The sequence below is a fragment of the Nannocystis bainbridge genome (assembly GCF_028368995.1).
Taxonomy (GTDB): domain Bacteria; phylum Myxococcota_A; class Polyangia; order Nannocystales; family Nannocystaceae; genus Nannocystis; species Nannocystis bainbridge.
Genome location: NZ_JAQNDL010000003.1, coordinates 1,512,915 through 1,539,309, shown reverse-complemented (window position 1 = coordinate 1,539,309; position 26,395 = coordinate 1,512,915). Strand labels below are relative to the sequence as shown.

Here is a 26,395-nt window from a genome sequence, read left to right as displayed (position 1 = left end):
GGCGACTCGGTCGGCGCTCCGACAAGCGTGATCGCCGCCGTTCAGCTGTCCTTCGAGACATGGCGCCCGAAGACCGCGGGCGCGGGGACCGCACGGGCGGAGCAGCGCCGATGCGAATGGCGACTCCGTCGATTGGCGGGCGCGCAGCGAGGCGGAGGCGCAGGTCATCGCGGTCGGATGATTCGCGGGCCGCGAATTCGCGGAGTCTGGACGATCCTCGTGGGACGATGGACCCGGAATTCGTCGGCGCTCAGCCGCCGGGGATCCGCAGCGACAACAAATGCTCGACGAGGGCGCCCTGTTCGGCCGGGGTGAAGCCGGCGCCGGGGTCGACCCAAAACTCGTGGCCGACGCCGCGCACGTGCAGCTCCCAGCGCGCGGTGTCGGCGTGGTTGGCCGCGATCACGCGGGCCCGCAGCTCGCGGTCGAGGAGCGCGCGCAGGCTGGCGCGCGGGTCGAGCGGGAAGCCGCGGGCGCGGATGTTGCCGACGCCGACGACGCTCTCGCCGGGGGCGACGGCGACGCCGCCGTCGTGCAGGTACGGGGCGCTCCACCACAGGCCGACGAGGCCGGGAATCTTGTAGCCACTCTGGCCATTGGCGCGGGCGGGGTCGGTGCCGACGCGGGCGTGCGGGAGCACCGATTGGGTGGTGTAGGCAGGACCCGCGTGGCAGCGCTCGCAGCCGGCGCGGGTGAACACCTGGCGCCCGCGAGCCGCGGCCGCGGCGTCGACGACGACCTCGGGCGGACGCAACGCGTCCTGCCACGCGGCCATGGCGACGATCCGCTGCCACTCCGGCGGCTCGACGTAGGGCGCGCTGACGGCGTGCAGCGCGGTCGGTCCGTTGATGTAGAGGGCGAGGCCCGACAGCGGCCCGGCGCGCGAGGAGCCGGTCCAACCATAGGGGGCCTCTTCGTGGACGAAGACATCGGGGATCCGCGTCGGATTGGCGGCACCGTCGAGGGTGGCGTCGAAGCTGCCCGGAGGCCACGCCGCGAGCGTGCGATCGACGGCGGCCTCGACGGCTGCGAGATCGGGGAGCGGCGCGATGTCGGTGTGGGCGCGGAAGGCCGCGCTGTTGGGCGCGAGCGCGACCAGCAGGCCGGCCTGCAGGTCGCTGTTGGCGGCGCCGTGGATCACCTGCTTCGTCTCGGGGTCGACGGTCGAGTGACACAGGGCGCAGGTGATGCCGACGCGGAGCTCGTAGCGCGACATGTGCACGACCACGCCGAGCGGCAAGAACGAGCCGGCGGCGACGTCGAGGCCGGTGCCGAGCTTGCTGCCGCGCGCGAAGGTCTGGCCGCCGATCGTGAGGTCCTCGGCGAGCTCGATCTCGAGGTCGGTGGTGCCGGCGCCGCGCAGCTTGAACAGCGCCCGCGCGGCCGGCCAGGCCCGCAGCGGGCCGCGCAGCACGCCCATGACGTCGCTGAAGAACACCTCGTTGCCGAAGTCCTCGGCGTAGAAGTCGCGGCGGCCGCGGGCGAGGTCGTCGGCGTCGACGGCGGCGGCGGCGGTGACCTCGCGATTGAGCGAGGCGCGATCGCCCGGGCGCGAGGCGCATGACCACGGGACCAGGCCGACGATGGCGATCACGGCGGCGAGCGCGATCGCGGCGATCGTCAAGGGTCGGCGCCAGCGCGGCCGACGGACGTGAAATACGCGGACTGCGGCCATGACACCTCCCCTCCGGTCGCCTGTCCCCGGGGACTGGTGACGCACGGTAGAACCATGGGGCAGGCCCCCGGGCGTTCAACCACATCGAGCCAGGCGAAGAAGCCGCCTGGTGCGAGCGCGGAGGATCTTCGCGGCGGATGTAGGGGTAGCGACGCGAGGCTGCGGCGATCGATCGCGGGCGCGGCCTCCGCCCGACGATCGCCGCGTTGCGAGCCCGCCGCCGCGCCCCGCGGCCCTCAGCGCCGCTGCAACGTCGCCCGCATGCCGCCGACAGGCCGCAGCGTGATCGAGAACTGCGGGCGCGGGCGATCGGCGGCGCGGACGACCGGGCGCCAGCGACGGGCCAGGCTGGCGAGCACCAGCACGAGCTCGAGCGAGGCGAAGTTGTTGCCGATGCACAGGCGCGGGCCGCCGCCGAACGGGAAGTAGGCGAAGCGGGGGATCCGTCGCGCGAGGTCGCCGTCCCACCGCTCGGGCTCGAACGCCTCGGGCCGCGGGAAGTGCCGCGGATCGCGGTGGGCGGCCCACTGGAACATCCACAGCTGGGCGCCGCGCGGGACGGCGACGCCGCCGAGCTCGAGGTCTTCGAGCGCCTCGCGGCCGATGCTCCACGCCGGCGGGTACAGCCGCATGCTCTCGTGCACGACCCAATCGGTGTAGCGCAGCGCCGGGACGTCGGCGAGCGTCGGCGGCCGGTCGCCGAGCACGTGATCGAGCTCGGCGCGCAGCTTGGCCCACGCCTCCGGGTGCTGCGACAGCAGCATCCACGTCCAGGTCAGCGCCAGCGCGGTGGTCTCGTGGCCGGCGACGAACAGGATGAACGCCTCGTCGCGCAGCTGCTCGTCGCTCATCTGCCCGCCCTCGTCGTCGCGCGCGCGCAGCAGCATCGACAGCAGGTCGCCCTCGTCGCGGCCGCTCGCGCGGCGGGCGGTGACGATGCCGCGGATGGCGCCGTCGATGCGCGTGCGTGCCTCGCGGAAGCGGCGGTTCTTGGCCAGCGGCAGGTCGGCGAGCCACGGCAAGAAGGCGAAGGTCGGGTCGGAGAAGCGGGCCATGATGACGTCGAGCGCGTCGCCGATGGTCTCGGCGATGGCCCGGTCGACGCCGGTGGAGAACAGGGTGTCGGCGACGATGTCGAGGGTGAGGCGCATCATCGCCGCGTGGATGTCGAGCACCTGTCCTTCGCGCCAGGTCGACGCGAGGCGCTCGGCGTGGTCGACCATGATCGCGCCGTAAGCGGCGATGCGCTCGCGGTGGAAGGCCGGCTGGGCCAGCCGCCGCTGGCGCCGCCAGAAGTCGCCGTCGCTGACGAGCAGGCCGTTGCCGACGACGAGCGACAGCTCGCGGGTGAAGCGGTCCTTGATGAACAGCTTGCTGCGGCCGACCAGGACCTCGTCGATGAGCTCGGGGTCGGCGACGAAGAAGGGCGAGGCGCCCGGCATCGCTACCTGGTGGATCGGCGCGGCCGTGGTGTGACGCGCGATGAACTGCTGCGGCCGCCAGGCGAACTGCAGCATGTTGCCAGGGGCCTGCAGTCGACGGCGGAGCGAGAGGTCGAGCATGAAGAACCGCGGCGACGATAGCGGAGAGATCTCGCAGCGTCCACGCCCGCGGAGGCCGCGTGAGCCCGGCGTGGCCATGTACGGACGGCCGTCCGCGCGCCGCGCTCGTCGCACGTGGCCGCGTTTCGACATAGGATGCCGCGCATGGACCCTCTCCACGCCGCGTTCTTCGCGTGCCTCGGCGCTGCTTCCCTGTGCTGGCTGCTCGGCGCGGCCACCCGCGAATACTCTTGGGTCGACCGCGTGTGGTCGATCCTCCCGCCCGCGTATGTGGCGTGGTTCGCCGCGCAGGCGCCCGCCTGCGACGCGCGCCTGACTGTGATGACGATCCTGGCCGCGCTGTGGGGCGCGCGGTTGACCTTCAACTTCGCGCGCAAGGGCGGCTATGCGCCCGGCGGCGAGGATTATCGGTGGGTCGAGCTGCGCCGCCGGCTGCCGCCGCCGCTGTTCGCGGTGTTCGCCCTGGTGTTCATCGCGTTCATCCAGAACGGGCTGCTGCTGCTGCTGGCGCTGCCGGCTTACGTGGCAGCGTCGCCGACGGCCGCACCGTGGGGCGCGCTCGATACGCTGGCGACGCTGGTGTTCCTGATGCTGCTGGCGGGCGAGACGATCGCGGACCAACAACAGTGGCGGTTCCATGAGGCCAAGCGCGCCCGCGGCAGCGCGTACGGGCCCAAGTTCCTGACGCAGGGGCTGTTCCGCTACTCCCGCCACCCGAACTTCTTCTGCGAGGTGTCGATGTGGTGGACGTTCTACGCGTTCGCGGTGGCGTCCGGGGCGGGCCTCGTCAACGTGGCGATCGTCGGCCCGGTGCTGCTGACGCTGCTGTTCCACGGCTCGACGAAGTTCACCGAGCAGCTGACGCGCACGAAGTACCCGAACTACGCGGACTATCAGCGGACGACGTCGCGGCTGGTGCCGTGGTTCCCGCGCCGCTGAGGCGCCGAGGCGAGGCGCTCCGCGACAGGTCGCGGGGCGCCGGGTGAATGGTGGCAGGGCGCGGGTCGTGAGCCTTGATTCACGGCGGGCGCCTGCGGGCTCGGTCCGGTGACAGGCGGCCTCGGCCGGGGTCGAGTGAGGTGATTCGGCCCGATCGTGCCAGCGAGCCCAGCGCTGTCTGCAGGGCCGAGGACGAGGTCGCTGCGAATCATAACGGGGTAGACCGAACGCGCAATTCCCGCTCCGGGACTCGAGGGTCTGCCTCTCGCGAATTCGCCGATTAGCGGCGGAATTGGCCCGATTCAGGCCGATCGAAGCGGCGCGACGGACCGGCCTGTCCTGCGCGTCGGCGAGCGCCATGGACCGGTCGTACGCCATCGCGGTCGAACCCGCATTCCAGATCGGGTCCTGCCAATGACGGCATGGAGACATCGCATGGAGCCGGCGAAATGGGCGCGTCGAGGCCTTTTAATGGTGAGCTCGCCTGATGGACCGGGCGGGGCGAAGCGCCGGGGGTGTATTCCCCCGACGCATGCCCCCAGGGGGGCGGAGAGGCCGCCGGAAAACCGCGTAAAGTGGCCGAAGAACGCCGCTAGACGCCGTTTTCCAGGGTGAAGGGCGGGCGAGCGCATGTTTTTGTCGTTTGCCCGCACCTGCCGGGGCTCCATGGTTAGCCCGAAACGACCCTGCGGGATTCATAGCAGGGGATTCGCCGAGCCCGTCCGTGATCGCTATCGACGGGTTCGATGGACCTACCAAGGAGTATTCCCAATGTCACGCACCATTTCCCACCTCTTCACGGTCTTCGCATTCTCCGCCGCGGCCAGCATGGCGACGCCGGCCCACGCCCTGATCGACCTGTGCCCTCTGCTCGGCATCGGCTGCGGAGAGGATGACGGCGACGACGACATCGATCTCGGCCTCGGCGAGTGCTTCGATATCGACCTCGACCTCGGCGCCGACTGTATCGTGATCGACGACCTCGACGAGCTCGTCTGCGACCCGGTGAGCGTCGCGGAGGCCTGCCTCGTCCAGCTCGGGCCCGGCCCGGACATCCATGACTTCGCGGACTGCCTCGGCGACATGGTCGCGCTGTGCGAGGCCGAGATCGAGGACGGCGGGGCGCTGTTCTGCGACGGCCTGTTCGTCGGCGCCGACGCCTGTCTGCTCGGTCTCATCGACCTCGATATCGACATCGACATCGACCTCTTCCCGGACGTCGACCTCGTCCCGGACCTCGAGTTCGACGAGTGCACCGACCTCGGCTTCGACCTCGAGACCGATTGTGAAGTGCAGGAGGGCCTCGATTGTCTGGCCCAGTGCGACCCGATCGCGGTCGAGCCGGCCTGCAGCGTCCAGCTCGACTTCAACGACGACCTGCACCTGTTCGCCTTCTGCGCGGCGGAGCTGATGTCCGATTGCCTCGAGGCCTGCGTGACCGGCGGGGCGCTGTTCTGCGACGGCGACATCTACGTCGGCCCGAGCAGCTGCCTGTAACTGCCGTGATTCCCCTCGCCCCGCTGCGGGCCCGCTCCCCGGCCTGGACCCCGGTGACGAGCGAACCCGCAGCGGGGCCACGACCACCGAAATTGCGTGACTGGCCATTTTTCGGGCGCGGGGTATGCCGCGCCGGGCCGGTGCTTCACGGACGATGGCAGGCGCTCCGCGCGAGGTCCCTATGTCCCGGCGAGGCGCCGCGAACTCGAAGGTTCTCCCGATGCTCGATAACCGCTAAAAAGAGCGTCGGGAGCGTATCACTGCGCGGGCGACATGTCCCGTGGGACATGTGATATCAGCGCGCGCAGCGGAAGCCGACGGTGCCGTAGCCCCATTGCGGGCTGAGGCCGTAGCGATAGGACACGCGCAGGTAGCCGGGGCCGTCGTAGAAGCTGCCGCCGCGCACGACCCGGACCTCGCCGCGGTCGGGGCCGGCGGGGTTGTGGCCGTGACTGCGGGCGTAGGCCCGGGGGTGGTACCAATCGGCGACCCACTCCGAGGCGTTGCCAGCGAGGTCGTGCACGCCGTCGGGGCTGCGGCCGGCGGGGTGGCTGCCGACCGGCGCGGTGGTGGGGCCGCATTCGTGCGTCTGGGCCCGCTGGCAGGTCGGCGGCGCGTCGCCCCACGGGTATTCGTGGCGGTCGTCGGGGCCGCGGGCGGCGCGTTCCCACTCGGCCTCGGTCGGCAGCCGCTTGTCGCGCCAGGCGCAGAACGCCGCGGCCTGGGCCCAGGTCGCGCACACGACCGGGTGATCCTCGCGCATGAATGCGTCGGCCAGCGGGGCGCCGCGCACGAACGCGTCGCCGGTCCACACCTCGCAGCGATGCACGGCGATCTTCTCGCAACCGCCCGCGGCGACGCAGGCGGCGTAGTCGCGCCACGTGACCTCGTGCTCGTCGATGGCGAAGCTGTCGAGGAAGACCCGCGAGGCCGGCCGTTCGTCGGCCTCGCAGGCGCGGTCGCGTCGGCTGCGGCAGCCGAGGGTGAAGCGCCCGCGATCGATCTTCAGCATCGGCTCGGCGACGAACAGGGCCCCGGCTTCGGCCGCCAGGGCGCGCTCGTCGATGGTCTCGTCGAGCGGCAACACGCCGGCGATCGTGGGGCCGCGCTCGCGCGCGTCGTGAGCGAGGGTGAACTCGACGCCGCGCGCCTGCGGCCGCGGTGTGGCCGGGCTGCCGTGATAACCTGTCCGAAGGAGCAGGTCGACGTGGCGGTGCGCCTCGCTCGCGCTGACCCGACCGTCGCCGCTGATGTCGGCCCACCCGCGCAGGCCGCCGAGCAGCAGGTACGACAGCGCGGGGGTGTCGGCGCCGGGCAGGTCCTCGCGGCAGGCGGGCCCGGCCCCGGCGGTGAACACGACCGCGTCGGCCGGCTCGCGGCCGCGGCGGGCCATGTCGAGCGCGACCCGGTCCCTGGTCTCGGCGAGCATGGCTCCGAGGCCCGACCCGCGCATGGGGTCGTGCGAACGCGGGGCCAGCCCGGCCCACGGCGCGAGCGCGGGCAGGCCCGAGGCGGTCAGCCCGGAGCGCGCGGCGTCACCTGTCCCTTCGGGCAGGCAGCCATCGAGCACGGCGATCAGGCGCCGGTGCAGGCCGTGGCCCGCGAGCGCGAGCAAGCCGCGCACCGGCGTGCCGCGCCAGCGACCGGCGCTGGCGTCCGGGTCCAGCAAGATCCCGTGAGCGTCGCCCGCGGCCGTCGCGGCGTGGCCGACGAACACGACCCATAACGTGGCGTCCTTGCCGACCCTCCCGTGGGCCTGCTGGAGGGCCTTGCGCAGCGAGTCGCCGCCGGCCTGGCGGTCGCGCAGCCAGGAGATCCGCGCGGGCCGCAGGCCGCGGGTCTGCCACAAATAGCGGTACCACGCGCCGGCGACGGCGTGGGCGCCGGGGCGGTCGGGCAGCTGGCTGTAGTCCTCGATGCTGACGATCAGGGCGGCGTCGCCCCGACTGTCTCGCCGGGCCGGCATCGGAGCGGCGATGTCGGGCCAGGGCTCGGCGCCGCTGCGACCGCTCGGCTGCACGCTTCGCGGCAGCTCCGGCGCGCACGCCAGCAGGGTCGACGACACGAGCCCCGCGAGCCGCTGCGCCTTCGGCATGCGCGAACAGAATAGTCGAGGACGGTGGGGCTGTGCGACCGATCGGCCAGCCGCGGCCCGCGATGACCGCGCGAGTCGAAGCGCCTCGGCGTCCTCGCGAGCGAGTGCGTGGGGTCGTCGGCCGTGCGCGGGCGGGCGGCGTGGTGGGCGCTCGCCGGGGCCTCGGCCCTGTGCTGCGAGATCTACCCTCGCGTCGCCATCGGTGCGCCGCTCGCCCGTGAGGCTCGATGCGCACGAACCCGCTTCGCGCGACGGATCTGAACCCTGCGAACTCGTGTGGCAGGGTTGGGTGCTACCGGGCTCGGCCGTGCTCTCATGATTTCGAGCGAGGGCGAAGCGGACCTTCGCTCGCAAAGGCCATGTCGCGCGCGATGTCAGCGAATCAGCGGTGGGCGAGCGGACGATTGCCCGAGCCGCGACCATCATGAAAGGAAGAGAGCGGCGGCGCATTCATGCGCGTGGCGGGCGTGGTGGGCCATGCTAGGGTTGGCGGCCCGTGGCAGCAGGTCCTTCCATTCAGCTGACCCTCGCCAGCCGCAGGCGCAGCGTGGAGGCCGTCCAGCAGCCGCTGGGCGAGTTCATGCGGAGCGCGGGCGTCGACGCCGAGACGCAGTGGAGCATCGACCTCGCGGTGCGCGAGGCGGTGGCCAACGCGATCGTGCACGGCAACCGCGAAGACCCCGATAAATCGGTGACGCTCACCGCGGAGGCGCGCGACGGTCAGCTCGTCGTGCGGGTCGAGGACCGCGGCGAGGGCTTCGACGCCGCCCGGCTCGCGGACCCACGCGAGCCGGCGCGGCGGCTGCGGCCCGACGGACGCGGCGTGTTCCTGATCCGCCACCTCGTCGACGATGCTCGCTTCGTGCCGCGGGCGGGCGGCGGGACTTCGGTGGTCCTGCGCTCGCGATTCGCGGCCCCGCGTCCTTTCGTCCCGATCCGCGAACAACAAGGAGACAAGGTATGACCATCACGACCCGACAGCTCGAAGACGTCACGGTGCTCGCGCCGCGCGGCAAGCTCACCATCGAGACCGGCTCCACCCTACGGGACGCCGTGCGGGCCGCCCTCGACAACGGCGCGCGCAAGCTCGTGCTCAACCTGTCCGAGGTGACGACGGTGGATTCGTCCGGCATCGGCGAGCTGGTCAGCGCCTACACGACCGCCAACAACCAGAACGCCAGGCTCAAGCTCGCGGCCGTGCCGCCCAGGGTGCACGACGTCCTCCTGATCACGCGGCTGCTGTCGGTGTTCGAGGTCCACGAGAGCGAGGACGAGGCCGTGCGCTCGTTCGCGTGAGGCGAGCCGGCGCTTCGACATGTCTCTTGGGACATGTTGTGACGCCGGGCGCGTCGTCGGTCGAAGCCAGCTCGGCCGGGGCCTCGGGGCGAACCGTCGCATGAGCTCCTGCGGCTCGCGCCCTGCTGTCGCAAAGGAGGCCCTCGTTCGCGCAGGCTCGAAAGCACGCTCCGGGGCGGCTCCATGCGGACGACCGGGCGCGCACTCGGCGAGCTCATGGATGATGCTCTGCGCTGCGTCACGGCGCGTGCGTCGCCGGGGGCCCCGTCCTTGACAGGGAAGGGCGCCTCGGACTACCCGTCGTGCGGATTGTAGGGAGGCGAGGATCGATGAAAAGACAGCTTGTGAGGGCCGCGGCGTGGGGGATGTGTTCGCTGATCGCGTGCAACGGGGACGGCGTGGCGACCGTGACCAGCGCGACCGAGACGGGCACCGGGACCGAGACGACGACGGTGGAGACGACGACGGGCACGCCCACCGAGGCGACCACGGCGCCGACTACCAGCACCTCCACGGTGCCGACCGACGGCAGCGCCTCGGGTGACGCGACCAGCTCGAGCTCGCTTTCGACGACGACCGACGCCGAGACGACGACGACGACGAGCACGACTGACACGACGACGACGACGGGCACGACGAGCACGACCGACGGCGAGACGACCTCGACCTCGACGACCGACGGGCCGCCGCCGGTGTGCGGCGACGGCCAGGTCGAGGGCGACGAGGCGTGCGACGACGGCAACGACGACAACACGGACACGTGCGTCGAGGGCTGCCAGAACGCCAGCTGCGGCGACGGCTTCGTCGGGCCCGGCGAGGCGTGCGACGACGGCAACGAGGTCGACGCCGACGACTGCAACAACGACTGCGCGCCGGCGTCGTGCGGCGACGGGGCGATCCAGGTCGGCGAGGCGTGCGACGACGGCAACGCGATCGACACCGACGCGTGCCTCAGCACCTGCGCGGCGGCCAGCTGCGGCGACGGGTTCGTGCACGCGGGGGTCGAGACCTGCGACGACGGCAACGCCGACGACACCGACGCGTGCACGACCCTGTGCGCCCCGCCGAGCTGTCAGGACGGGATCGAGAGCGGCGCGGAGTCCGATGTCGACTGCGGCGGGCCCGACTGCGCGCCGTGCGAGCTGGCCGAGGGCTGCGAGCAGGGCAGCGACTGCGGGAGCGGCAGCTGCGACCAGAATCAGTGCGTGGTCTCGGCCAGCTGCAAGGCGATCAAGCAGGCCCAGCCGAACGCGGCCAACGGGCTCTACACGATCGACGCCGACGGCGCCGGCCCGGGCGCGTCGTTCGAGGTGTGGTGCGACATGACGACCGACGGCGGCGGCTGGGCGCTGGCGATCCGCTTCGCGCCGGCGCAGGGCACGTTCGATTTCTATTCGCCGCACTGGACGACGGTGACGGTCGTCAACGAGGCGTTGAAGTCGCCGACCGACACGCTCGACGGCAAGTTCCAGGCCTACAACGTGCTGCCGGGCGGCGAGATCCGCGGCTGCATGCAGCACCCGGTGACCAAGGCCTACGCCTGCAAGTCCTACGCGCTGCCGGGCACGACGACGCTGCTCGACCTGTTTAAAAATACGCCGGTCGGCTCGGACATCGCCATGAAGGGGCTCTACTTCAACGAGGCCCAGGCGGAGAAGGTCAAGTGGCTGACGATCCAGGGCCGCACGCTGGCCGAGGCGTCGATCGCCCCGATGTACATCGCCACCGGCATCAACATCGACGACGACCAATCGTGCTACGACGCGCGCGTGCGCTTCGGGCTGGTGCTCAACAACGAGAACAACATCAACACCCTCAACGACGCGGCCGGCTTCGGCGCGCAGTCGTACTACACGTCGGGCTGCGACGTGGCCCCGGGCGTCGACGCGCCGTGGCGGACGCCGTCCGGCTTCGCGGCAGGCCCGATGATCTACAACACGGCCGGTCACATCTGGATCCGCTGAGCGAATGAGCCGCGACGCCTCGCGTCATCGGGGCGTCGCGGGCATCACTGGCAGATGTCGCCAAGGACATGTCGTGAAGGGCATGTCCTTGAAGACATTTGATGACGACCGCATCATCCGGCGGCGTCGCAGTCGGTGATCCGCAGGCCGGTGTACCAGGCGACGTCGGCCAGGGCGGCGCAGGCGAAGCGCCGGCTCGGCGGCGAATCGAGGTAGTCGCGCACGGCTCGCGTGACGTCGGCCAACGAGCCGGCGCCAGCGAGGTCGTGGATCTCGCGTCCGTGGGCCGGGTCGTCGGCGAAGGCGAGGGCGACGAGCTTGCCGGCCTGCGTGAGCGCGGGCGCTTCGGGCAGGGCAGCGGCGCCGTGGATGCCGCTGCAGGTGAAGATCTGCACCGGGGCGTCCGGGCTGGCCTGCGCCGGCCAGACGTAGGCGGCGAGGTACGGGAAGAGGTCGGCCCAGGCGATCGTGACGGGCGCGGGCGCGGGGCCGGGCGGGCAGTCGCTGCACGCGAGGCCGCGCGCGCCGAGCTCGACGGCGAGGGCGCGCCAGATCGCCGCGGTGAGGTCGGGGTCGGACCACACGACGGCGTCGGCGCGGCGCTGGGCCGTCGCGGGGGGCAGCGCCGCGGCCCCGGGGGCGTCGTAGAAGCGGTCGTAGACCGCGGTCGAGAGGAACACGAGCGGCCGCAGGCGAGCGACGGCGGCGTGCACGAGCTTCGCAGGGTCACCGGACGGCGGCGCAGGCTCGCAGTCGGGGTCGAACAGGAGCAGGCTCCACTGCTTGACCGAGGGCTCCCAGCGCGCGCAGGTGTGTCGGTCGAGCTCGGACCGCAGTGCTGCCTGGGTGAGCGGAGCCGGCGCGCGACGGCCGGCGCAGGCGGGCGTGAGCAGGGCGCAGGCGAGGGCGAGGCGAGGCGAGAGCGACATGCGGGAGCGAGAGAACCCCGCGGCGCGACGTTCTATTGCATGACGCAGGCTGTCTTCGTAGACATGTTCAAAAGGCCATGTGAAGATTCCGCGAATCGCCGCAGTGCGATCCGCGGAATCATCGCAGGTCCGCGATCAGTTGGTGCGGCGGATGATGAGGATCGGGTCGAGCACGAGCGCCTTGCCGAGGCGCGCCTCGGCGTCGACCGTGACCTCGATGCGCCACGAGTAGTAGGTGGTCAGGGTGGCCGGGAAGTTGGCCGTGTACACGCCGGCGCTGCCGGTGAACGAGACCGACGGGGCGCCGTCGATCGGGATGGCGACCACGTCGGTGATCGTGGGCGCGCCACCGGTCGAATCGACGGTGACCAGGACCGAGGTGCCGGTGGTGCTCGCCGTGACCTGGTCGCGCGGATTGAGCTGGGGTGACGCGGCCGCAGCGTCGGTGTCGAGCACCAGCACATAGCTGGCGCCGCTGGTGACCTCGCTGATCTGGACTGGAATCGTCGATGTGTAGTTGGCCATCGGGGGCGAACTCTATATCAAGAGCGCGCGGTCGTGACGCCTGCAGGGGCTGACGCGGACGCAAGATCTTCGGTGCGCGCGCACCCTGAGACCTTGTCAGGCCGCGATCCTCGTGTTACCGCGATTTTCGAGGAGATCCGCGCGCTTCGAGGCGCCACGAGGCCGTGGAGACGACCACCCGCGAGAGCAAGCCGCTCGTCGAGCTCGACACGATCGACGCGTCGGGGCGACCGCCGAGCGAGCCGTGCTCCGACTCGTCGGAGCTGCTGGCGATCGGCCGCTATCGCGTGCTCGGACGCATCGGCGCCGGCGGCATGGGGACGGTGTGGGCGGCGCACGACCCGATGCTCGGGCGCGAGGTGGCGATCAAGCTGGCGCGGGTGGACGGCCCCGGCTCGCTCGAGAGCCGGCTGCTGCGCGAGGCCCGGCTGCTGGCGCAGGTGCGTCACCCGAACGTGGTGGAGATCCACGAGATCGGGCAGTTCCGCGGCCAGATCTACATCGTGATGGCGCGGATCCACGGGCAGACGCTGCGGGCCTGGCAGCGCGAGCGGCCGCGGACGTGGCGGGCCACGGTCGCCAAGTACGTGGCGGCGGCGCGCGGGCTGCAAGCGGCCCACGCGGCCGGCCTGGTGCACCGCGACTTCAAGGCCGAGAACGTGCTGGTCGGCGACGACGAGCGCGTGTACGTGGTCGACTTCGGGCTGGCGCGGCCGACCGGCGTGGCGCTGGAGGGCGGCGTCGAGGGGGCTTCGCCGGCGCTGTCGCTGTCGTCCGATTCACCGCTGACGCGGACCGGGGCGGTGGTCGGGACGCCGGCCTACATGGCGCCGGAGCAGCGCGCCGGCCGGCCGCCGGACGTGCGCAGCGACATCTACAGCTTCTGCGTGTCGCTCCACGAGGCGCTGCACGGGCAGCGCCCGGGGTCGAAGCCGGAGGCGACGGCGACGCGCAGACGCGAGGTGCCGCGGCGCATCGATCGAGCGCTGGCGCGCGGGCTGGCGCCGGCGGCGAGCCAGCGCTACGCGTCGCTCGAGCCGCTGATCGCCGCGCTGGGGCGCGACCCGGGGCGGTGGTGGCGTCGGGTCGGCCTGGCGGCGGCGCTGGTGGTGATCGGGGGCTTCGCGGGGCTGATGGCGTCGGACGGCGGCAAGCCGCGGGCGGCCTCGTGCGAGGCGGCGATCCAGCGCATCGATCGCGCGTGGGGCGATCCGCAGCGCGCGGCCCTGGAGGCCAGCTTCGCGGGGCCCGGCGAGTACGCGCGCGCGGCTGGGCGGCGCGTCGCGCTCGCGCTCGACGCGTACGCCGACGAATGGCAGCAGGCGCGCCTGCGGGCCTGCGAGGCGACGACGGCGCTGTCGGCGAGCGCGGCGGCGCAGCTGCACGCGCAGCTCGATTGCCTCGGGCAGGCGGCGGAGGGGCTGGGGCGCGCGGCCGAGGTGCTGGCGTTCGCGGGCGGGGCGGACGCGGAGCAGGCGATGGCGGTGGTCCAGGCGCTGCCGCCGATCGCCGGCTGCAAGGCGCAAGCCGCCAATGTCGCAAGGGACATGTCCGAAAAGTCAGGCGTCCGCGACGAGCTGCGGCGGGCGTTGATCGCCGCGCGGGCGCAGGCGGCGGCGGGTGACCGGCGCGAGGGCCTGCGGCTGGCGGAGCAGGTGGGGGCGCGGGCGCAGGGGCTCGACGAGCCGGCGCTCGCGGCCGACGCGTTGCTGACGGCGGGCCGCCTGCGCGCGGAGGACGGCGAGATCGTGGCGGCCGAGACGCGCCTGCTGGCGGCGATCGATGTCGCCGAGGCGCACGGGCTCGACGACATCACGGCGAGCGGATGGGTCGCGCTGGCGACAGTGGCCGCGCGCCTGCGCGTGAGCCCCGAGCGCATGCACGAGCGCGCGCGCCGGGCCCAGGCGCTGCTCGATCGGCTGGGCGACGAGGGGCCGCGGCGAGCCACGCTGCTCAACGCGCTCGGGGTGGCGGCCGCGGCCGAGGGTCGCTTCGCCGAGGCGGTCGGCCTGCACCGCGAGGCGTACGCGCGGCTGCGCTTCAGCGAGGGGCCGACGCTCGAGCTGATCCGCTCGCTGCAGAGCCTGGGTAACGCGCTGGCGCTGCTGGGCCGCCGCGACGAGGCCGAGGCGCGGCTGGTCGAGGCGCAGGGGCTGTGCGCGGAGCAGCTCGGCCCGCGTCATCCCCAGCGCGCGCGGGTGTCTCACGACCTCGCGGTGCTGCTGCTCGAGGGCGGCGAGCAGGCGCGGGCGCGGGCGCTGCTCGAGGAGGCGCTGGCGATCTGGAGCGAGACGTACGGGGCGAGCTGCGTCGAGTGCGGGCGGGCCCACGCGTCGCTGATGGGCCAGGCGAGCGCGACGGGGGAGCTCGGTCGGGCCGAGCACCACGCCCGCCAGGCGCTGGCGATCTACCGCCAGGTGCTGCCGGCGGAGCACCCCGATCTGGCAGCGGCGCTGGTCAACCTGGGGGCGGTGCTGCACTGGCGCGGGGACTTCAGCGGGGCGGTGCCGGCCTACGCGGAGGCGCTGCGGCTGCAAGAGCGCGTGTTGCCCGAGGGACATCTGCACCGCGCGATCACCGAGAGCAACCTCGGCGAGAGCTTGGTGGCGCTGCAGCGCCATCCGGAGGCGCTGCAGCGGTTCGCGGCGGCGGAGCCGGTGGCGCGCGCGGCCGGAGAGCCCGGCGAAGAATTGCTGCTGCTGGTGCTGCGCAACAAGGCGCTGGCGCTGCAGGGCACCGGCGAGGTAGGAGCCGCGAGGGTGGCGCTCGAGCAGGCGCGGGCGCTGCTGAAGCGCGACCCGGATCGCGCGCAGGAATTCGCGGAGGTCGAGCAGCAGCTGTCGCAGCTCCGGCCGCAGGCCCGCGCGGGGTGATCGCGATAGTCTCGAGGATTGTCGCAGGGCTGTGGGGCCCGTGGGGCCCGACTATGGGCGGAATTTCGAGCGCGCTGCCGCGTCGATGCGACAATCATTCGAGGTCGGAGCGGGAACCGAGCTCGCGGACGCCGACGAGCCGGGACGCGCTCGGTCATCCGTTCGATGTCACGCCGCTACGCGCTCGTTCGTTCGCGCGCTGTCACGGCTCGCCGTAGCCGAGGACGCGGGCGCGCAGCTGGTTCGGCGCCGGCTCGTGCAGCAGCGTCGCGGCGCCTTCGCGGCTCCCGCGGCGCGGGACCTCGGGCAGGCGCAGCTCGTTGCGCTCGAGCACGGTGTCGCCCTGGACCAGCGTGACCTCGATCAGCACGTCGGCGACGGTGCGGTCGCCGTGGTTGGTGATCGTCACCGGGACCACGAAGTGCGGCGGCTCGACGTCGTCGGAGCGCCAGCTCTGACCGAGCGTGAGCCCGAGCCGCGGCGGCAGGTCCTCGTGATACACGGCGTGGAAGATCAGGTAGCCGACGATCCCGAGCACCAGCGCGAGGCCGACGCCGAACACGCTCCATTCGAGCCAATTTTTGCGGATGGTCATCGTGCTTGCAGGAGCAGGCGCCCGGCGGACGCGCCGATGGCGGTGGGGAGGCCGAGGACGAGGGTCTGCGCGAGGCAGGCGGGCAGGTCGCAGCGATCGAAGCGGCCGAAGAACCACAGCAGCGCGACCGAGGCGACGATGGCGGCGACGTAGCTGGCGAGCGAGCCGATCAGCACGGCGTGGGCGCGATCGGCGGGGCGGGTGTTGAGGAAATCGCTGAAGTGGAGGACGAGCGCGCCGACGGCCAGAGTGACGACGGTGAGGCCGAGCAGGGCCCATTCGTGCAGGGTGCCCGCGATCTCGGGGATCTCCTCGGTCGGGGCGATGTTGGCGGCCACCAGCACGGCGCCGCACAGCGACAGCGCCATCTGACCGAAGAAGCTCAGGTCGTCGCGTTCGCCGGTCATGCCGCAGTCGTCGTCGTCGCCGCCGCCGAGCTGGGCGGTGCCGACCGAGACGCCGATCGCCACCGCGAGCCCGCCCACGAGCACCTTGCCGAGCAGCTCCGGCCCGGCCATGGCGAGGTCGATGCGCCCGAGCAAGGCGAGCAGCGCGGCCGAGAGCAACAGGCCGAGGCCGAGCTCCTCGACCGAGTCGAGCACGACCTCGAGCCGACCGGCGTCCTGCCGCAGGCCGGCGTAGCGGTTGTAGCCGAGCAGCAGGACGAACACGCCGCCGAGGCCGAGCAGCAGCCGCTCCGGCGAGAGCAGCTCGCCCGCCCGCCAGATCTCGCCGGTGTAGAGCAGCGGCAGGCTGAAGAGCAGGCCGCCGGCGATGCCGCGCCCGTACTCCTGCAACGATTGACCGACCGCGGGCGACCGCCGGCGATCGCTCGCGCGCAGGGCCCCCGGGTCGTCGTTCGGCGCGGCGCTCATGCTTGCTTGCTCGCTTGTAACACGAGGCCGCGGGGCAGATTCGCGCGGCAGCGGCGCCGTCCGCCGGACGTGGACCTCGCGCTCGCTCGACGCGCGATGCGACCGCGAGCGCAGGCTCAGGGCGCAGCCGGGTCCGCGGAGCGGCGCAGGCGCAGGACGTAATTCTCGACGAGCTCGGGGACGGGCTCCTCGCGCACGAGTTCGAAGCCGTCAGCCAGCAGCTCGGCGAGGAAGACATCCTTGCCGGCGCGCACGTGATCGAGCATCGCCTGGCTGGTCTTGCCGGGGATCCGCTCGAGCTCGACGAGCACGAGCTCGCCGCCAGGCCGCAGGGCGGCGCGCAGCGATCGCATCATGCTGCGCGGATACTCGAAGTGATGATAGGCGTCGCACATGAACACGAGGTCGACGGAGTCGGGGGCGAGCGGGGTGCGATCCTCGGGCGTCACGAGGGTCTCGACATTGTGCAGCCCGGCCGCGCGCGCGTCGGCGGCGATGCTGGCGAGCAGGCCGTGGTTGATGTCGAGGGCGTAGACCTTGCCGCCGGGGCCGACGGCGCGCGCGAGCAGCAAGGTGAGGAACCCCGAGCCAGCGCCGACGTCGGCGATCACGGCGCCGGGCCGGGCGGCGACGGCGTCGACGAGGCGCTGGCGCTGGACCCAGATCTCCCGCGACTCGGACTCGAGCCGCCGGGTCAACCGCCGGGTGTCGCTGCCGCGCCAGGAGTCGTTGATGCCCGGGTTGACGTTGACCTCGGGCGGAGGCGGTGACGCGGCCGGGACGGCGAGATCGGTGGGCGCCGCGGCGACGGGCTCCGGCGCCTGGGTGGGCGCCGAGGCGCCGCCACGGGCGACAGGAGCGGCGCAGGCGCACAGCAGGAGCAGCGGGAGAGCGAGGCGCACGGCCGCAGTCTACAACGCGAGGCGGCCTGCTGGGAACAGGCGCGAGCGCGTCGTCGATGCCGGTTTAAAGGACATGTTCGAGAGGACATGTCGCCGCGCGAACGATCCCGCGATTCTCGGCGGTCCGAGCGAATGGCGCGATCGCCGAGCGCCTTCACCCAGGGACGCACACGCCGACGTAATCGAGGTCGGCGGGCAATGTATGGAGGGGCGGCGCATACGCGACGCAGTCCTCACCCTCGGCGCATTCGGTCGCCGCGTTCACCATGCACAGCCGCGCGCAGCAGCCGTCCTGACCGCCGGGGTCGCAGGTCGGGAGCTGGGACGGGGAGGTGCAGGCGAACCCGGGCTCGCACAGCCCGAGGCTCGTCATCTGGCAGGCCTCGCCCGCGGGGATCACCGTGAACTGGGCGCACTGGGCGATGATGCCGGGGTCGCTGCCGCCGACGGCATAGAGGGCGCAGGCGTCGGACTCGCAGCCGTACCCCGAGAGCGGGTTGCACGCCGAGGGCCCCTGACAGTCGGCGTCGCAGGCAGACTGTGCTGAATCGCAGATCTCATCGTCCTCGACCACGCCGTTGCCGCAGGTCGTCACGGTGCATTCGCCCTGGTAACACAATTCGCCGGCGGCTCGATCGCAATCGTCATGGTCCTGGCACAGGTCGCATTCGCCTCTGCCGGGGAACAGCTCGTGGTACTGCTTCAGGCCGGCGCCGCAGGCGTCGATGCACAGCCGGGCGTCCTTGTCGCTGCCCTTCCAGCACGAGCCGTCGTCGCCGAAGCCCATCTGCGCGGCCGGCAGCCCCGCGGGCGCGACCGCTGCGATGCATACGAGGTAACGGTCGCAGACCTCGCGCGGATTTTCGGCTTCGACGCCGGTCGCGGTGTCCGTCGCGTTCGAATCGGACCCGCAAGCGACCACCGACACGACAGTCCACACGAGCGGACCGAACGAGCGAAACACGCGCATGGCGCAGGAGTACCGCGTCGGTGGCGGCCGCCGCAAGCAGCCGCGCTACGCGTCGCGCCGGCGATGGGTCGCCGGTCAGCGGGCCAGGAAGCCGCCGTCGACGGCGAGGGTCGTGCCGGTGACGTAGGAGGCGTCGTCGGAGGCCAGCCACAGCACGGCGCGGGCGATCTCCTCGGGCCGGGCCAGGCGGCCGAGAGGGACGTGCGCGGCCATCATCTCGGGGTGGCCGCCGGTGAAGCGATCGAGCATCGGCGTGGCGACGGGGCCAGGGGCGACGGCGTTGACGCGAATGCCGTGCGGGGCGAGCTCGAGCGCGGCGGAGCGGGTGAAGCCTTCGACGGCGAGCTTGCTGGTGGCGTAGACGCTGGCGCCCGGCATGCCGCGCATGCCGGCGACCGAGCCGAGGTTGACGATGGCGCCGCCGGTGCCGCGCCGGAGCGCCGGGATCTGGGCCCGCAGCGCCCGCCACAGGCCCTTCACGTTGGTGGCGAAGGCGCGGTCGAAGGCGTCCTCGTCGCCGCCCTCGAGGGTGCCGGTGACCTCGATACCGGCGTTGTTGACGGCGACGTCGAGGCGGTCGAAGCGGCGCAGACCAGCGGCCACCAGCGCCTCGAGGCCGGTCGGCGCGGTGACGTCGGTGGCGACGAACAGGGCCTCGCCGCCGCGCCCGCGCAGCTCTTCGACCAGGGCCTCGCCGGCGGCGACGTCGCGGCTGCCGAGCACGAGCCGGGCCCCGGCGGCCGCGAAGGCCCGCGCAGTGGCGAGGCCGATGCCAGAAGAGATGCCGGTGACGAGCACGATCTTGTCGGTGAAAGTTGTCATGGTGGGTGCGGCCGAAGATGAGGGCAGGCGGCGGCGCGCAGTAGACCCGCCGGCCGCAAGTCACCCTTGCGTGCGGCGCAACAATCGGAAATCCTCGAAGGATGGACCTGCTGGCCCAGATGGCGACGTTCGTGCGGATCGTGGAGGGCGGGAGCCTGTCGGCGGCGGCGCGCCGGCTCCGACTGTCGACGCCGGCGATCAGCCGACAGCTGCGCGCGCTCGAGGAGGAGCTGGGGGCGACGCTGGTGCTGCGCACGACGCGGCGACTGACGGTGACGGAGGTGGGTCGGACGTACTACGAGCGCTGCGTCCAGATCTTGCGCGAGGTGGAGGAGGCGCAAGCGGGGGCGCGCCGAAGCGATGCGGTCGAGGGCCGCCTGGTGGTGGCGGCGTCGGTGACGTTCGGCGGGCTGCGGGTGGCGCCGACGCTGCCAGCGCTGTTCGCCAAGCACCCGCGCCTGCGCATCGATCTGCGCCTCGAGGACCGCATCACCGACCTGGTCGGCGACGGCGTCGATGTGGCGATCCGGGCGACGACGCTGGTGCCGTCAGCCGCGGACGGGCTGATCGGCGTGCCGCTGGCGACGGTGCCGCGCGTGGCCGTGGCAGCGCCGAGCTACCTGCGCCGTCGCGGCGAGCCGAAAGAGCCGGCGGCGCTGGCCCGCCACGACGCGCTGGTCCAGGTGTTCGGCTCGGGGGCGCCGGCGATCCGCTGGCGCTTCACGAAGGGGCCGCGCGAGGAGGTGGTTCCAGTGCGCGAGGTGCTGGCCTGCAACGTGCTGGCGGTGCTGCGCGACGCGGCGGTGGCGGGCCTGGGGGTGGCGCTGCTGCCCGACTGGCTGGTAGCGCAAGAGCTGGCGGCGGGGCAGCTGCGGGCGATCCTGCCGCAGTGGACGACGGCAGGGGCTTCGGTGGCGGCGCTGTACCGGGTGGAGCTGCGCGGGACGCCGCGGGTGCGAGCGTTCGTCGAGCACCTGCGCGGGGCGCTGGGGTGATGCGAATGCGTGGATGACTTGATGGACATGCATCAATCGTTCGCGCGCGGTCTTTGTCGTCGACCTGCGATTCAGCGGCTACGACGAGGGCTCCCTCGACTTCACCGGCGAGTTCACTCCCTCTGCGCTCGGATATGTCCATTCGGACAGATCCGCGCTCCCGTCGCCGCCGCGCCGGGGAGACGCGCTCGCAGCGATGCGTCGGCGGCACGGCCGCCGGCATCTGAACTGACGATGCGACGGCCCGCTTCGGGGCGTCGAGCGGGTCGACGCTTGCGACGGGCCGAGTTTACTACTCGGCGTCACTCGGCGCTCTCGATGGGCTTCGTAGAGAAATCGCTGTAATTGTCGAGGTACATCACGCCGGTGAACATGCCGGTCAGCGTCTCCTCCCGCATGAATAATCCGCCGTCGAGGACCGTGCCCTTGAGCGGCATGTCGTACCAGCGGATCGCGGTCGCGGTGAACTTCTCGTCGACGCTACCGATGCTGGCGATCCACAAGAAGTGCCACGTGGATTTCGGCGGGACCTCGTACTCCTGGCTGAAGGACAGCCCGATGGTCTTGCTGGTGGAGTTCGTGTTGCTCTGCTCTTTCGTGTAATCGTACGTCATGCCAAGCGTCAGATCCCATCCCTGGTCCGACCCCGGCGTCCTCCGCCACTGGTAGGTGTACTGGAGGGCGGCGCCAATGGTGTGCGACTCGGTCACCGTGACCGAGGTCGTCTCCGTGACGGTCGCGGTGTAGGTGCAATCGACCTTCGCGGTGGTATTCTCCCCGTTCACCTTGCCGTCCGATTTTAACTGCGTCTGTGAAGTGTTATATGGCTCGACGTTGTGGATGACGACCTGCTTGATCTCCTCCTTGACCGCTTTGAGGCGGGTGACCTTGAACGAGGAGGTCTTGTCGTTGAAGCTGTAGGCGCTCAGCTTGAGGCACTCCCCGTCCCCGTTGTTGATGTTCGAGAAGGACGACCCGGTTCCGTCGGCGTGGTCGTAGAGTATGACGACGATGGTATCGGCCATGCCCATCCATCGGACGGAGCTGAGTTTATCGTCGACCTGCCAGCCGTCCACGTTGTAGGGCTCGCTGTTGACGGGAAACTCCGCGATGAAGATCGTAGTGTGTTGCCCGCGGCAATCGGCATCGTCGTACAATTCCATGTACCCTTGAGACAGGTCAACCTGCCGCCACCAGAACGCGGACACGCAGTCGTTCATGCCGTAATCCGACAGCCTGACCTCGTGCTCCGCACCGTCCCCTATGAGGTCGAGGACCTTGCCCGCCCCCTTGAGGCTCGGGAAGTTCAGCGAGGCCACGTTGTTCTGGAACAACGTGACAACACACCCCCGCTGGAGGTTGTAGCGCAGGCTCGTGGCCTGGTCCTGCATGCTCGTTCCGGAGATAGATTGAACCATCTTCGGGGTGTATCGATAGACGTCGATGACGTATTGCGTACCGCTGAAGTTGGCGTCTTTGTAGAGGACAACGGTGTTGCTCGCGATGGCCATGGAAATGCGCTCCTCGTATCGTCTCGCTGCAGACGGCGGCGTTCTCCGGAATGGAGAGCACCGACCATGGCTCCTCTACCCTTGCGACAGACGGTACGCAAGCGAAATGCGACGTCCACAAAGCGCCCATTTTGGTTTAGGGAGAGCACGCTGTAACGTTCGTTTGCGCCCCGATGGTCTTTGGACCCCACGCCGCATTCGCGCCAACTTCGACACGAAAACCCGTGGATGCAGCGCGCTGCATTGAGCAACATGCAGCGACATTTCGGCCGCGCGCGCGAGGCCGGCGTGGCCGCGCTCCAGGGCGTCGGTGTCGACACCGTTGTCCGCGAGGTCGCTCGGAAGGAGGCCGCCCCCTTCGGGCTGGATCCACGCCACCGTCTCGCCTTCGACTTGGGCCTGTCGCACGAGGGCGACCGCGGCGGCGAGCCGAGCTGCGCCCGCCTCTGGAGATTTCGGCAACCCTGCCCGGCGACACCAACCGGCCGAGTTGCTCCGCGCTGGCGACCTCGTGCGGTTTTAGTGCGGGAGACACCACGCCCGGAGCATACTGAATGCTTGAGCAGCCTCAGGAATGCGGCCCTGTCGCAGGGTCTGAAACAGCGCGAGGGCGGGGTGGGCACCCTGGCCACGTTCCTCGATGCGCGCCTCCGAGCGATCGATTGGACAAAGACGACCCAAAGCCGCGATCGCCAGGGGCGACGCGAGCGTGGGGCGACGAGATCGTATCGGCCGGGGCGGTGAGCCCCGGTCGTCCACGATTTTTCGCCGGCGCATATTCGCCGAGGCTCGGGCCTTTGGGATCGGCGACCTGAACTTCGAGCCATGTGAGTTCAGACCGCAGCGCCGCGCCAATGAGCGGTCGGAGTCGCGCGGCCCGGCGCTGCCGGGCGCGAAATTTCGGCGGACCGATCGTCGCGTCAGGGCGGCGCGGCGAGGCCAATGACGTCGTCGCAAACTACTTAATGGCCGAGTGCGATCGATGCCGCGAGAGTCGCCACTTCAGCGTCGTATGCGGCGAGCCGCTGTCATCGCGTCGAAGTCCGCCGCGCGGCCGATGCGATCGCAGATCGCTTCCGCGGGAGATCGCCGATTATGCTCCAGGGCCGGGTGATGGCATCGCTTTCGGGGAGCGAGGCGCACGTCGGCGCTGCGATCATTCGAGCGCGACCGCGAACAGGTGCTCGCCGTCCTCGGCCCAGACGACGCCGGCCAGGTAGATCGTGCCGGCCTCGTCGAGCGCGATGCCCTGGCCATCGCTGGTGGGATCGCAGGCGTGCAGCGCGGTCACCTCGCCGTCGGGGCCGAGCCGCAGCGCCAGGGCCACCTGCGTGTCGTGGAGGGTCGCGCCGATCGCCAGGGCGATCGCGCCGACCTCGTTGGTGGCGACCGCGGAGACGTGGCCGTCGGCGAGCATCGGCAGCTCGATCGTCTTGTCCCACAGCACCGCGCCGTCGCTCGCCAGGCGGATCACGTGGGGCGGCCAGCTCAGCGACGCCGCGACCACCACGCCGCCCTCGTCGATGTCGGCGAACGCTCGACCCCGCGATCCGAAGGGCCGCTCCCACAGCACGGAGGCGTCGGGCGCGAGGGCGAGGACGGCTCCGTCGACGCCGTAGCGGATCGCCGCGGCGACCCCGGCGGTGTTCATGGCGAATGGATCGTCGAAGCGCTTGTCGGCCAGCGTCTTGTCCCACACGAGCGCGCCGGCGGGGTCGTAACGCTCGGCGCGCGTATCGTTGCGGCCGGCGATGAGCGTCGTGCCGTCGGGCGCGACCGTCACGCGGCCGGAGAAATCGTTGGCCTGTGCGGGGCCGCGATCGGTCTGCCACAATGACTCGCCGGTGACCGCGAGCTTGCGCAGGCCCTTGCGCGCGGCCCCCTCGTCGAGGAACGACACGTAGAAATTGTCGGCCGCGTCGATACCGCCCCAGCCCCACGGCGGCGGGACTTCGATCTGGCCCACGAGCGCGCCGGTCTCGTCGAATTCCAGCAGCGCCCAATGGCTCGTGAGCCGCAGGTGGCCGCGCGAATCGACGCGGGCGTTGGCCGGTGAGCTCAGCGTCGGCTCGACGAAGCGCCAGCGGGCGTCGGCGCAGGTGAACTGGTCCAGCGGCACGCCCGGCTGCGGGGGGATGTCGGTGTCGGAGGTATCGTCGTGCGAGGGCCCGGTGTCGGCGCTCGAGGTCGCCGTGGTGGTGGGCGCCGTGTCGGGGCCGGGGTCGGTGTCGGTGACGGCGGGTTCGCTCGCGCTGGCGGCGGTGGGGCCGGGGCCGCCGGTGCTCGGCGGGGCGGTGGCGTCGGAGCTCGCGGCGGAGCCGGACCCCGAGCTCGATGCGGAGGCGGTATGACCGGGCGCCCCGGGCCCGCATGCTGCCAGCAAGCACGTCAATGCGCCCCAGATCGATACGTGACGCGGCGTCATCGAGGCCATGCTCGCAGGATGCACGACAGCCGCGGGCGCTGCCAGTGCGTGTCTCCACGACTTCGATGTCACGGCCCGGTGCCGGCGGCGATGTCGAGCGGATGTCTCTTCGGACATGTGATTTTGCTGGCGCTGCCGGTGCGTGGCGCGGCGGTGATGCGGGTGGCGTCGGCGACGCCGCGGGACTGCGGGGGCGTGCCCGGGCCTCCGGCGCTTGCAGGCGTATCGTCGGGTGCGCAGCGGCGAATTCGCGCGGCTTGAGGAGGTGCGACCGCGTCTGCTAGCGTGGCTCGCCGTGAGCCGAATCGCCGCCCCGTGCCTCGTCGTCGCCGCGTCCTTCCTCGTCGCCTGCGCCACCGGCGAGGATCCATCGACGGGATTTGCCACCATGCCGGCGACGATGACGGCGCCGTCGACGATGGGCTCGGCGACCGACGTGTCGACGAGCGCACCGACCAGCGGCGGTCCGGGCGACGACATGGGCAGCGGCGGGATGGAGCCGCCGGTGCCGGTGTGCGGGGACGGCAAGATCGAGGGCGAGGAGGAGTGCGACCTCGGCGGCGACAACGACGACACCGGCGAATGCACGGCCGGCTGCAAGCTGGCGGTGTGCGGCGACGGGCTGGTGCTGGACGGGGTCGAGGCGTGCGACGACGGCAACCCCGACGACGGCGACGACTGCACGAGCACGTGCGAGGCGGCCGGCTGCGGCGACGGGATCGTGGGGCCGGGCGAGGCGTGCGACGACGGCAACGAGACGGACACCGACGACTGCACCAACGCGTGCGCGCTGGCGGTGTGCGGCGACGGGATCGTGGGGCCGGGCGAGGCGTGCGACGACGGCAACGACGACGACGCCGACGCGTGCACGGCGACGTGCAAGAGCGCCACGTGCGGCGACGGGGCGCTGCAGCCGAACGAGGAGTGCGACGACGGCAATCAGGACGACACCGACGCGTGCCTCAGCACGTGCTTGAACGCGGAGTGCGGCGACGGGAAGGTGCAGGCGGGCGTCGAGGAGTGCGACGACGCCAACCTCAGCAACCTCGACGCGTGCACGATCGAATGCAAGGTGTCGAGCTGCAGCGACGCGATCCAGAGCGGCCCGGAGACCGACATCGACTGCGGCGGCAGCTGCAAGGCCTGCAACAAGGGCAAGAACTGCGCGGCCGACACGGACTGCGTGACCGGAGCGTGCGTCAACGGCTCGTGCAACCTGCCGACGAATTGCAAGCAGCTGAAGAGCGGGCTGCCGAGCACGCCGAACGGGGTGTACCAGATCGATGTCGACGGCGACGGGCCGCGCGCGCCGTTCGACGTGTACTGCGAGATGACGATCGACGGCGGCGGCTGGACGCTGGTCGGCCGCTCCCGCAACACGCCGTCAGCCCCCGGCTGCGCCGACACCGACAACGGCGGCAGCTTCGGCTGGCGCGCCGCCCAGGGCTCGCTGGCCGACGACGGCAACGCGTACGCGCTCGACGTGGCAGGCAAGGCGGTCCAGTTCACGCAGGTGCTGCTCGGCGACCACGCCGGCAGCAAGGCGTTCGCAGGCACGATCTATCGCCATACGGTGGTGGCGAACTTCGTCGAGCTGCATCAAAACACGCACTACTATGTCGGCGAGCCGACGGCGATCCAGGGGGCGTGCCCGAACGGCGCGTCGATGCTGGCGTGGCTGGGTTACACGAGCAACGTGGATTCGTTCCACATGCGCGATGTCGACGGTAACGGGTTCGGGCTGACGGCGAGCGGGTGGCGCACGTGCTACGATTCGTGCGTGGGCGGCGACCTCAACGGGAAGCCAGGGCAGATCTTCGTGCGGTGAGAGGTGGGTAAACATGCTGCTGGCGGTATTGCTTTTCAAACCCGGATTGGGCATGATCAACGGCAGCCTCTGGCTCCCCTCGTGGGAACTGCAGAGTTGAACGGCGTTACGGCAAGG

General features: G+C 71.4%; 20 protein-coding genes. 8 read left to right on the top strand and 12 right to left on the bottom strand.

Going from position 1 to position 26,395, the window contains the following annotated elements:
* Positions 1-250: 250 nt before the first annotated feature.
* A complete protein-coding gene (locus tag POL25_RS31355) occupies positions 251-1,675 on the bottom strand; it encodes a hypothetical protein (RefSeq protein ID WP_272089947.1) in 1,425 nt (474 codons plus the stop codon).
* Positions 1,676-1,911: 236 nt separating this feature from the next.
* Positions 1,912-3,237, bottom strand: a complete 1,326-nt coding sequence (locus tag POL25_RS31350; RefSeq protein ID WP_272089946.1) for a cytochrome P450 — start codon at positions 3,235-3,237, stop codon at positions 1,912-1,914.
* A 144-nt stretch (positions 3,238-3,381) separates the two neighbouring features.
* Between POL25_RS31350 and POL25_RS31345 the strand changes: the two genes are divergently transcribed.
* Positions 3,382-4,176, top strand: coding sequence for a DUF1295 domain-containing protein (locus tag POL25_RS31345; protein WP_272089945.1), 795 nt, complete (start codon positions 3,382-3,384; stop codon positions 4,174-4,176).
* Between the two features lie 771 nt (positions 4,177-4,947).
* Positions 4,948-5,673 carry a hypothetical protein gene (locus POL25_RS31340; protein ID WP_272089944.1) on the top strand — a complete coding sequence of 242 codons (726 nt, stop codon included), beginning with the start codon at positions 4,948-4,950 and terminating at the stop codon, positions 5,671-5,673.
* A gap of 295 nt (positions 5,674-5,968) precedes the next feature.
* Here the strand turns inward: POL25_RS31340 and POL25_RS31335 are convergent, their stop codons facing one another.
* Complete coding sequence (locus tag POL25_RS31335; protein WP_272089943.1) at positions 5,969-7,768, bottom strand: SUMF1/EgtB/PvdO family nonheme iron enzyme; 1,800 nt, start codon at positions 7,766-7,768, stop codon at positions 5,969-5,971.
* A 496-nt stretch (positions 7,769-8,264) separates the two neighbouring features.
* Between POL25_RS31335 and POL25_RS31330 the strand changes: the two genes are divergently transcribed.
* The 3 genes from POL25_RS31330 (at position 8,265) to POL25_RS31320 (ending at position 11,028) form a co-directional block, all read left to right on the top strand.
* The gene (locus POL25_RS31330) at positions 8,265-8,732 is read left to right on the top strand and encodes an ATP-binding protein (protein ID WP_272089942.1); all 468 of its coding nucleotides are present in this window, start codon (positions 8,265-8,267) and stop codon (positions 8,730-8,732) included.
* Entirely contained in the window at positions 8,729-9,064 is a 336-nt protein-coding gene (locus POL25_RS31325; protein ID WP_272089941.1) for an STAS domain-containing protein, read from the top strand. The genes POL25_RS31330 and POL25_RS31325 overlap by 4 nt, the downstream gene beginning before the upstream one ends.
* A gap of 407 nt (positions 9,065-9,471) precedes the next feature.
* A complete protein-coding gene (locus POL25_RS31320; RefSeq protein ID WP_272089940.1) occupies positions 9,472-11,028 on the top strand; it encodes a fibrinogen-like YCDxxxxGGGW domain-containing protein in 1,557 nt (518 codons plus the stop codon).
* Positions 11,029-11,141: 113 nt separating this feature from the next.
* On the opposite strand, the gene POL25_RS31315 is transcribed toward POL25_RS31320, so the two are convergent.
* Together POL25_RS31315 and POL25_RS31310 are read right to left on the bottom strand one after the other, a co-directional pair.
* A complete protein-coding gene (locus POL25_RS31315) occupies positions 11,142-11,957 on the bottom strand; it encodes a hypothetical protein (protein WP_272089939.1) in 816 nt (271 codons plus the stop codon).
* Between the two features lie 135 nt (positions 11,958-12,092).
* Complete coding sequence (locus POL25_RS31310) at positions 12,093-12,482, bottom strand: hypothetical protein (RefSeq protein ID WP_272089938.1); 390 nt, start codon at positions 12,480-12,482, stop codon at positions 12,093-12,095.
* A gap of 164 nt (positions 12,483-12,646) precedes the next feature.
* Here POL25_RS31310 and POL25_RS31305 point away from each other — a divergent pair, with 164 nt between their 5' ends.
* Positions 12,647-15,355 (top strand): protein kinase domain-containing protein, encoded by a 2,709-nt coding sequence (locus POL25_RS31305; protein WP_272089937.1) that lies wholly within the window; start codon positions 12,647-12,649, stop codon positions 15,353-15,355.
* 202 nt (positions 15,356-15,557) lie between these two features.
* Here POL25_RS31305 and POL25_RS31300 read toward each other — a convergent pair whose 3' ends face one another.
* The 5 genes from POL25_RS31300 to POL25_RS31280 all read right to left on the bottom strand — a co-directional run bounded on the left by POL25_RS31300 (position 15,558) and on the right by POL25_RS31280 (position 19,519).
* Positions 15,558-15,950 carry a hypothetical protein gene (locus POL25_RS31300; RefSeq protein ID WP_272089936.1) on the bottom strand — a complete coding sequence of 131 codons (393 nt, stop codon included), beginning with the start codon at positions 15,948-15,950 and terminating at the stop codon, positions 15,558-15,560.
* On the bottom strand, positions 15,947-16,825 hold the full coding sequence (locus tag POL25_RS31295) for a DUF2391 family protein (RefSeq protein ID WP_272089935.1): 879 nt from the start codon (positions 16,823-16,825) through the stop codon (positions 15,947-15,949). The genes POL25_RS31300 and POL25_RS31295 overlap by 4 nt, the downstream gene beginning before the upstream one ends.
* Positions 16,826-16,941: 116 nt before the next feature.
* Positions 16,942-17,727: a class I SAM-dependent methyltransferase gene (locus POL25_RS31290; protein ID WP_272089934.1), complete on the bottom strand. Its 786-nt coding sequence runs from the start codon at positions 17,725-17,727 to the stop codon at positions 16,942-16,944.
* A gap of 154 nt (positions 17,728-17,881) precedes the next feature.
* Positions 17,882-18,697: a hypothetical protein gene (locus tag POL25_RS31285; protein WP_272089933.1), complete on the bottom strand. Its 816-nt coding sequence runs from the start codon at positions 18,695-18,697 to the stop codon at positions 17,882-17,884.
* Positions 18,698-18,772: 75 nt separating this feature from the next.
* Entirely contained in the window at positions 18,773-19,519 is a 747-nt protein-coding gene (locus tag POL25_RS31280) for an SDR family NAD(P)-dependent oxidoreductase (RefSeq protein WP_272089932.1), read from the bottom strand.
* Positions 19,520-19,620: 101 nt separating this feature from the next.
* Between POL25_RS31280 and POL25_RS31275 the strand changes: the two genes are divergently transcribed.
* Entirely contained in the window at positions 19,621-20,514 is an 894-nt protein-coding gene (locus POL25_RS31275; RefSeq protein WP_272089931.1) for a LysR family transcriptional regulator, read from the top strand.
* A 302-nt stretch (positions 20,515-20,816) separates the two neighbouring features.
* Here POL25_RS31275 and POL25_RS31270 read toward each other — a convergent pair whose 3' ends face one another.
* Positions 20,817-22,025 (bottom strand): hypothetical protein, encoded by a 1,209-nt coding sequence (locus POL25_RS31270; RefSeq protein WP_272089930.1) that lies wholly within the window; start codon positions 22,023-22,025, stop codon positions 20,817-20,819.
* Positions 22,026-23,181: 1,156 nt separating this feature from the next.
* A complete protein-coding gene (locus POL25_RS31265) occupies positions 23,182-24,450 on the bottom strand; it encodes a PQQ-binding-like beta-propeller repeat protein (protein ID WP_272089929.1) in 1,269 nt (422 codons plus the stop codon).
* 295 nt (positions 24,451-24,745) lie between these two features.
* Here POL25_RS31265 and POL25_RS31260 point away from each other — a divergent pair, with 295 nt between their 5' ends.
* Positions 24,746-26,278: a DUF4215 domain-containing protein gene (locus POL25_RS31260; protein WP_272089928.1), complete on the top strand. Its 1,533-nt coding sequence runs from the start codon at positions 24,746-24,748 to the stop codon at positions 26,276-26,278.
* Positions 26,279-26,395: the final 117 nt, after the last annotated feature.